This window comes from Actinomadura sp. 7K507 (genome assembly GCF_004348425.1).
Classification (GTDB): domain Bacteria; phylum Actinomycetota; class Actinomycetes; order Streptosporangiales; family Streptosporangiaceae; genus Spirillospora.
Window position 1 is genome coordinate 1 of sequence record NZ_SMKK01000363.1, and the last position, 6,639, is coordinate 6,639.

Here is a 6,639-nt window from a genome sequence, read left to right on the forward strand (position 1 = left end):
CTTCCGTTCTGCCCTCCCCCTCCCAGTCCCTCCCAGGGTGTTGATTTGCGACCTATTCCGATATATCGTTGAGGCATCGCAACCGATCACTAGTTAAGGAGACTGCGATGCGTGACACAACGATGCGGGGGCGCGGAAGCCCCCGCGGGCCCCAGCAGCGCGGGCGCCGCGGCGACCAGTTCGGACCGTGGGGGCCCGGCGGTCCGGGGTTCGGCCCCGGACCCGGCCATCGCGGGCGCGGTGGCCGCGGGCGGCGGACCCGGCGCGGCAACGTCCGTGCGGCGCTGCTCGCCCTGCTCGCCGAGCGGGCCATGCACGGCTACGAGATGATCCAGGAGCTGGACGGCCGCACCGGCGGCGTCTGGCGGCCGAGCCCCGGCTCGGTCTACCCGACCCTCCAGATGCTGGAGGACGAGGGCCTGGTCAGCAGCGAGGAGCAGGGCGGCAAGCGGCTGTTCTCCCTCACCGGCTCGGGCCGCGAGGCGGCGTCGGCGCAGACCACCGCCCCCTGGGACGAGGTCACCGCGGCCGCCGGCGAGAACGTCCTGCGCGGACGTGAGGCGATCGGTCAGCTGATGGGAGCCCTCCAGCAGGTCATGGCGGTCGGCAGCGAGACGCAGAAGGCGCGTGCGCTGGACGTCGTCAACGACGCCCGCCGCCGCCTCTACGGGATCCTCGCCGATGACCCCGAAGCCGAGTGACTGCGGTCAGCCCGGGAACGGCACCTGCTTGGCCAGCTGGTCGGCCATGTAGAGCTGCTTCCACACGTACAGGCCCATGTCCTTGCGGGTCAGGTCGTTCTTGACGGGCACGTCGACGGTTGCGCGCACGAGGTACGTCGCGCCCGGAGCCATGAACTTGTCACCGCCCTCGCCGGAGATCAGCTCATCGCCGGCGAGCCGCCGCACGACCGTGCTCTTGGTCGGCGGCGTGCACATGTCCTCGGGGACGCCGGCCTGCGGCATGCACCGCCCCCGCGCTTCGGGCGTGACGAGCTCGCGAGTGACGAACACGTCGCCGGGGAAGTCGAGCAGCACCTTCTCGTTCGTCGGGTTGCCGAGCATGTACTCGATGTAGGGGAACGACGTTCCCGCCGGCGGGGTGGACTGGAACGTGGTCACCGCGCCGTCGCTCACCCCGCTGGTGATCGTGGCGAGCCTGTACCGGGATCCGTCGGCCGTGCCGACCTCGACGGGCGCCCCGGCCTCGGGGAGCTGGACGTTGGAGCCGCCGCCCGAACGCCGCTCACCGGCGACGTCCGTGCCGCCGTCCCCGGACCCGCTGGTCAGGACGAGCCCGATCGTGACCAGCCCGGCCAGGACGAGCACGCCCGCCGCGACGAGCCCGCTGCGGCGCCCGGCCCGCCGCCGCGCCCGGCGTTCCTCCTCGCGTTCCCGCGACCCGAGCCGCACCTGCACGCCGCTGGTCTCCCGCGCCCTCATCGGCCCGGTGGACGACGCCCCGTCCTCCTGCTCCAGGTAGGCGTCCCGCTCGGCGTAAGGGTCCCGCTCGGCGTAGGCGTCGCGCTCGGCGTAAGGGTCCCGCTCAGCGTAGGCGTCGCGCTCGGCGTAGGCGTCCCGCTCGATGTAGGGATCCTGGGCATCCGGGGCACCGGCCCATGACCCGCCGCCGTAAGGCTCCCGCTCAGGCTCCCGGGGCGGAGCCGGGGGCTGCGGCGCTGCGGGCGGACGGCCCCAGACCCGCGGCGGCTCCTGCGGACCGGAAGCCGCGTGGACGATGGGATTCGTCGGCGCGCCCCGCGGGATCGGGGCACCCGGCGGCGTCCGCACGACCGGCTGCCGGGGCGGCTGCGCCGGCCGGGCAGGGTGAACCGGCGTCCCCTCTACGGGGGTCGCCCTCGCGGACGGAATCCCTTGGGGAGGGCTGCCTCTCACCTCGCCTGGACGGCGCGGGAGTCCCGGTTCCGTCTCCACCGTTTAGCCTCCCCAATGTCCTCGCGTGATTCCCCCGTGAACCACACTCACCGAACTACATCATATTTTGACGCAATTGGACGGCTGGTCTAGGCGCGTCACCAGAGTCTCGCGAGATCCGACAAATCCGGATACGACTCTTGTCACTCGCCCGACAACCGAGGAGTTATGCGAAGGCACGATGTCAGCGGCGCCAGTCAGGACGGCGATGCGGGCCGCCCTCGCGCCATGCGTCCGCCCTGGACTACGTGGCCGGTTCCGGCACGGTTCACTTCGGGAAGGGCACCTGCTTGGCGGGCTTGTCCGCCATGTAGAGCTGCCTCCACACGTACAGCCTCATGTCCGCGGCGGTGACATCGCGCTGGATGGGGACCTGGGACGTGATGCGGACCAGATACGTCGAGCCCGGCGGCATGTACTGGTCGCCGCCGTCACCCTCGACGAGTTCCCCGCCTGCGAGCCGCTGCACTACCTTGCTGCCGGTCGCCGGGGTGCACCAGTCGTCGGGCGCGCCGGTCTGCGGCTCGCACCGCGACTGCCCGGACGGCGCGATGAGGTCGCGCTGGACGAAGATGTCACCCGGGTACTCGAGCAGCGCCTCCTCGTTCGTCGGGTTGCTGAGCAGGTAGTCGATGTAGGGGTATGCCGTACCGGTCGGCGGCGCGGACTGGGTCGCCGCCTCCTCGTCCAGCCCGGTGCTCACCGTGGCGAGCTTGTACCGGGATCCGTCGGCCGTGCCGACCTCGACGGGCGTCCCCGCCTCCGGAAGCTCGACGTTCTCGACGTTCGAACCCGCCGCCTCACCGGTTTGTGCCCCGCCCTCGTCCTCCGCCCCGGGCGTCAGGACGAGTCCGATCGCGACCAGCCCGGCCACGACGACCACGCCCGTGCCGGCCAGGATGCCGCGCCGGCCCGTTCGCCGGCTCGCCCTGCGCCGGCGCTCCTGCTCGCGGGCCTGCGCCCGCGGGCCGAGCCGGACCTGGACGCCGCCGGTCTCCCGCGGGCCGGTCTGGCCGGCCGGTCCGTCCTGGTCGAAGTACGCGTCCTGCGCCTCGGGCGCTCCGGCCCAGGCGCCGGGGCCCTCCTCACGCATCGGGCGCGGACCGCCGGACTCGGGCCATCCCTCCGCGGGCCGCGAGGGCGACTCCGGCGGGCCTCCCCAGACCCGCGGTGGCTCCTGCGGTCCGGAGTCCCTCGGCTCGGGTCCCTGCCTCGCCCCCTGGTCAGGCCTCGACCCCTGGACGATGGGACGCGCCGGCGCGCCCGGCGGTACGGGGGCGCCCGACGGCGGCGTCCGGCCGCCCGGCTGCTCGGGGGTCGCCGGATGCACCGGCAGTCCTTCCACGGGCGTCGCGCGGGACGATTGGGCTCCCTGGGGAGGAGTGTGCCGCGGTTCGCCTGGACGGCGCGGTTGTCCCGGTTCAGTGCCCACCGTCTGACCTCGCCTTTCCTAGCGCGGTACCCCGCAAACCACACACTTACCGCAATCCGCCATATTTTGCCCCACGCGCGCGGGTGCCCCGCACGCACCCCAGGAATCTCGCGAGATCCGACAAAACCGAGAACGACTCTTGTCACTTCACCGACAAGGCCCCGGCCCGGCACCGGCCCGGACCCGGCCCGGCGAACGGCGACCCGCACCGCAGGGCGAGGTCAGAGCATGTCAGAAGGACGGGCCGAGCAGGGTTTCGAGGAAACCGACGACTCCGGCGGGACCGTCCACCACCACGTCCGCCCGCTCGGCCAGCGCCGTCACCTCGGTGGATCCGCTGCAGACGAGCACGCCGGGAACCCCCTCCGCGCGCAACGACTCGACGGCGTCGAACGCGGCCAGGTCACCGAGATCGTCCCCCGCGAACAGCACGGCCGACGGACGGCCCCCGCGGTCGGCGAGGAACGACCGCAACGCCATCCCCTTGTCCATCCCGTGCGGACGCAACTCCAGGACGAGCCGGCCGGGCTCCACCGTCAGCCCGGTGCGTTCGGCCAGCGCGGCCAGGATGCTCCGCAGCCGCTCCAGCGCGACCTCCGGCTCGGCACAGCGCCGGGTGTGCACCGCCAGCGCCTGTCCCTTGTCCTCGATGAACGTCTCCGGCGGCGCACCCGCCGCCTTCAGGACATCGGGCAGCTTGGCGCGGGCCTCGGCGACGCCGGGCGGCGGCTCGGGCACGGTCAGCACGCCCGACTCCCAGCGCTCCAGCCCGTACTGCCCCAGCACCACCAGGCCGTCGATGCCCTCGAAACCGCCGTACTCGACCGCCACCGCGGCGGGACGCCCGGTGACGATCACCAGGGCGCCCACCAGCGGAGCCAGCCGGGCGAGCGCCGCGGCCGCGTCCGGATGCGCCCGGGCCGAGGCCGGATCGTCCACGATCGGCGCGAGGGTGCCGTCGAAGTCGAAGCCGAGCACGGCCTCGGCCGGGGAGGTACGGATCGCGTCGAGGCCGTCGGCGCCGGCGGCCGTCACAGAGCGGGGAGAGGTCACCCGACCAGTGAACCTTCTCGTCCGTGGTGTCGCCAGAACCGCCCGGCGCGAGTTCGCCGGTGACTCCGGTCGGCCGGTGACATGGTCCGGTCGGCGGGCCGGGTCAGGGCCGGATGCCGAGACGGCGTGCCGCACGGCTGCGCTGCCGCTGCGACCGCACCCGGCGCAGGCGCTTGACGAGCATCGGATCGCACTCGAGCGCCTCTGGCCGATCGATCAGGATGTTCAGGAGCTGGTAGTACCGCGTCGCCGACATGTCGAACAGCTCGCGGATCGCCTGCTCCTTGGCTCCGGCGTACTTCCACCACTGCCGTTCGAAGGCGAGGATCTGGCGGTCGCGCTCGGAGAGCAGGTCGGCGGGGAAGGCGGCGTCGTCCGCCCCGCCCTCGTCATCGGTCACGGTCTCGGGGACTGGGCCATCGTCCATGCGTGCGTCCTGTGGGGGGACATCACCGCGGGGGTCACCGGGGGGGTTCGCCGCTCGCATCAGGTCCCCTCTGTGGTTACTGATCCCGGGTCGTCCGGGTTCGGGCGGGTGTCATGTTACGCGCCCGCGCCGACAAGTTCCGGTGGTTCGCGGGGAACGGCAGCCGCCGGTTCAGTGGATCACATCCCCGTTCACCAGGGGATCTTCAACGTCGTGTGTCCCAGTGGGATCACCCGTAACAGTCGTCCTGAACATGTGCACACTACAGCCGTTAGGGTGGGGAAACCGCAGCGTCCGGCGCGACGTCCGACGATGCCCCGACGATGACAGGCACCGAAACGGAGACCCTTGGATGGCGACGGAGACCCCCGCCACGAAACGGCCCGCCGGACGGGGCACGGCCGAACACGAACAGGCCGCGCCAGAATCTCACGGCGAGCCGCTCTCCGACCCCGTCCTCGCGGACATCGGCGCGGCGCTGCTCCAACTGCGCCGGGCCTGGGCCAAGCCCGACCTCATGAAGCGGATCCGCGCCCAGACCCCCGCCGGGACCGGCGGCCGTCCGCTGCAGCTCTCCAACCTGATGGTGGTCAACGCCGTCGCCGCCCTCACCGCCGAGGAGCCCCACGGCATGGACGGGCCGGGGGAACGATCCGAGCCGGACGGGCCGACCGGCGAGATCACCGTCGGCGCCGTCGCGGAACGGCTGGAGATCGACCCCTCCACCGCGAGCCGCCTGGTCGGGCACGCCATCGACGCCGGGCTGGTGACCCGGCGCCCGTCCCCCGTCGACGCGCGCCGCGCCAACCTCGGCCTCACCGAGTCCGGCCTGCGCGTCAAGCAGGTGGCCGACCGGTTCCGCCGCGCCTACCTCGACGAGCTCATGACCGGCTGGACGGCGCACGAGCGGAGCGAGTTCGCCCGGCTGCTCACCCGCTTCACCGACACCGCCGCCCGGACCCCGCGCTACGCGGACGGCATCGACAAGATCTTCGAAGAGGCCCGCGCCGACTGACGGACCCGCCCCCACGGACACATGCGGCGTGTCGCCCTCTTCGGCACGTGAGGAGGGCGGCACGCCGCGGACCGCCGGCCTTCACGGCCGGCGGAACCCGGTCAGGTTCCGTTGCGCAGTGTCGAGATGCGCATCAGGTACTCGTCCTCGTCGATCTCGCCGCGGGCGAACCGCTCGGCGAGCACCGACTGCGCCTTGGCCATCGGGTCGGCCGCCGCCGCGGCCGCCGAGGCGTCGCCGTTCATCCGGCGGCGGATCAGGTAGAAGGCCGCCCCCAGCACGGCCAGCCAGAACAGCCCGAACGTGATCGGGAAGACCGGCCAGAACGCCGGGGCGTCGCCGCCGTCGTGCCAGCCGCCCGGTGCCATCTGCGTCGCCAACGTCATCAACATCGTTCATCGACCTTCCTGTGTGCGGATAAGTCGATGCTCGGCGACGGGTACGGGCAGCCACATCGTCTGGCCGGAGGCACTCGCGCTACGCCCGGTGTAGTACCGCGCGCACTCGGCGCTCACCACCTCGGCGTTCACCACCTCGGCGCTCACCACCTCGGCGTTCACCACCAGGGCGGGCGGTAGTCCTCGTCGTCGGAGGGCTGTGCGCGGCGCCGCGAATGGCGCCCGCGCGGCTCGTCGTCCGGCCGGTCCGCCGGCGGGACGGACCCGAGCGGCGGCTCCCGGTCGGCGCGATGCGGCGGCTCGCGGTCGTGCGGATGAGCCGGATCGGGCGGCGGGACGGCGGGCAGCGCGGCGGTGGGCCACTCGTCCATGGGCAGGGG

Annotated in this window: 8 protein-coding genes and 1 pseudogene; 2 read left to right on the forward strand and 7 right to left on the reverse strand. The window is 72.8% G+C overall.

Going from position 1 to position 6,639, the window contains the following annotated elements; all coding sequences use genetic code 11:
• Positions 1-107: 107 nt before the first annotated feature.
• Positions 108-701 (forward strand): PadR family transcriptional regulator, encoded by a 594-nt coding sequence (locus E1285_RS42300; RefSeq protein ID WP_132160474.1) that lies wholly within the window; start codon positions 108-110, stop codon positions 699-701.
• Between the two features lie 6 nt (positions 702-707).
• On the opposite strand, the gene E1285_RS42305 is transcribed toward E1285_RS42300, so the two are convergent.
• From E1285_RS42305 to E1285_RS42325, 4 genes are all read right to left on the reverse strand, one after another.
• Complete coding sequence (locus E1285_RS42305; protein WP_165966994.1) at positions 708-1,790, reverse strand: hypothetical protein; 1,083 nt, start codon at positions 1,788-1,790, stop codon at positions 708-710.
• A 412-nt stretch (positions 1,791-2,202) separates the two neighbouring features.
• Complete coding sequence (locus E1285_RS42315) at positions 2,203-3,027, reverse strand: hypothetical protein (protein WP_132160478.1); 825 nt, start codon at positions 3,025-3,027, stop codon at positions 2,203-2,205.
• A gap of 570 nt (positions 3,028-3,597) precedes the next feature.
• Positions 3,598-4,419, reverse strand: a complete 822-nt coding sequence (otsB, locus tag E1285_RS42320; RefSeq protein WP_207947221.1) for a trehalose-phosphatase — start codon at positions 4,417-4,419, stop codon at positions 3,598-3,600.
• Between the two features lie 103 nt (positions 4,420-4,522).
• A complete protein-coding gene (locus E1285_RS42325; RefSeq protein WP_132160480.1) occupies positions 4,523-4,846 on the reverse strand; it encodes a DUF3263 domain-containing protein in 324 nt (107 codons plus the stop codon).
• Between the two features lie 352 nt (positions 4,847-5,198).
• Here E1285_RS42325 and E1285_RS42330 point away from each other — a divergent pair, with 352 nt between their 5' ends.
• On the forward strand, positions 5,199-5,861 hold the full coding sequence (locus E1285_RS42330; protein WP_132160482.1) for a MarR family transcriptional regulator: 663 nt from the start codon (positions 5,199-5,201) through the stop codon (positions 5,859-5,861).
• Positions 5,862-5,962: 101 nt separating this feature from the next.
• Here E1285_RS42330 and E1285_RS42335 read toward each other — a convergent pair whose 3' ends face one another.
• From E1285_RS42335 to E1285_RS46175, 3 genes and pseudogenes are all read right to left on the reverse strand, one after another.
• Complete coding sequence (locus E1285_RS42335; RefSeq protein WP_207947222.1) at positions 5,963-6,253, reverse strand: hypothetical protein; 291 nt, start codon at positions 6,251-6,253, stop codon at positions 5,963-5,965.
• A gap of 3 nt (positions 6,254-6,256) precedes the next feature.
• Positions 6,257-6,424 (reverse strand): hypothetical protein, encoded by a 168-nt coding sequence (locus tag E1285_RS46170; protein WP_165966995.1) that lies wholly within the window; start codon positions 6,422-6,424, stop codon positions 6,257-6,259.
• Positions 6,418-6,639: pseudogene (locus E1285_RS46175) on the reverse strand (hypothetical protein); the annotation flags it as partial. The gene E1285_RS46170 and the pseudogene E1285_RS46175, both read right to left, overlap by 7 nt.

Excerpts from the sequence above, each read along its gene's own strand:
- E1285_RS42300 (WP_132160474.1), top strand. The coding sequence starts at position 108 with ATGCGTGACACAACGATGCGGGGGCGCGGAAGCCCCCGCGGGCCCCAG.
- E1285_RS42315 (WP_132160478.1), bottom strand. The coding sequence starts at position 3,027 with ATGCGTGAGGAGGGCCCCGGCGCCTGGGCCGGAGCGCCCGAGGCGCAG.
- E1285_RS42325 (WP_132160480.1), bottom strand. The coding sequence starts at position 4,846 with ATGGACGATGGCCCAGTCCCCGAGACCGTGACCGATGACGAGGGCGGG.
- E1285_RS42330 (WP_132160482.1), top strand. The coding sequence starts at position 5,199 with ATGGCGACGGAGACCCCCGCCACGAAACGGCCCGCCGGACGGGGCACG.
- E1285_RS42335 (WP_207947222.1), bottom strand. The coding sequence starts at position 6,253 with ATGTTGATGACGTTGGCGACGCAGATGGCACCGGGCGGCTGGCACGAC.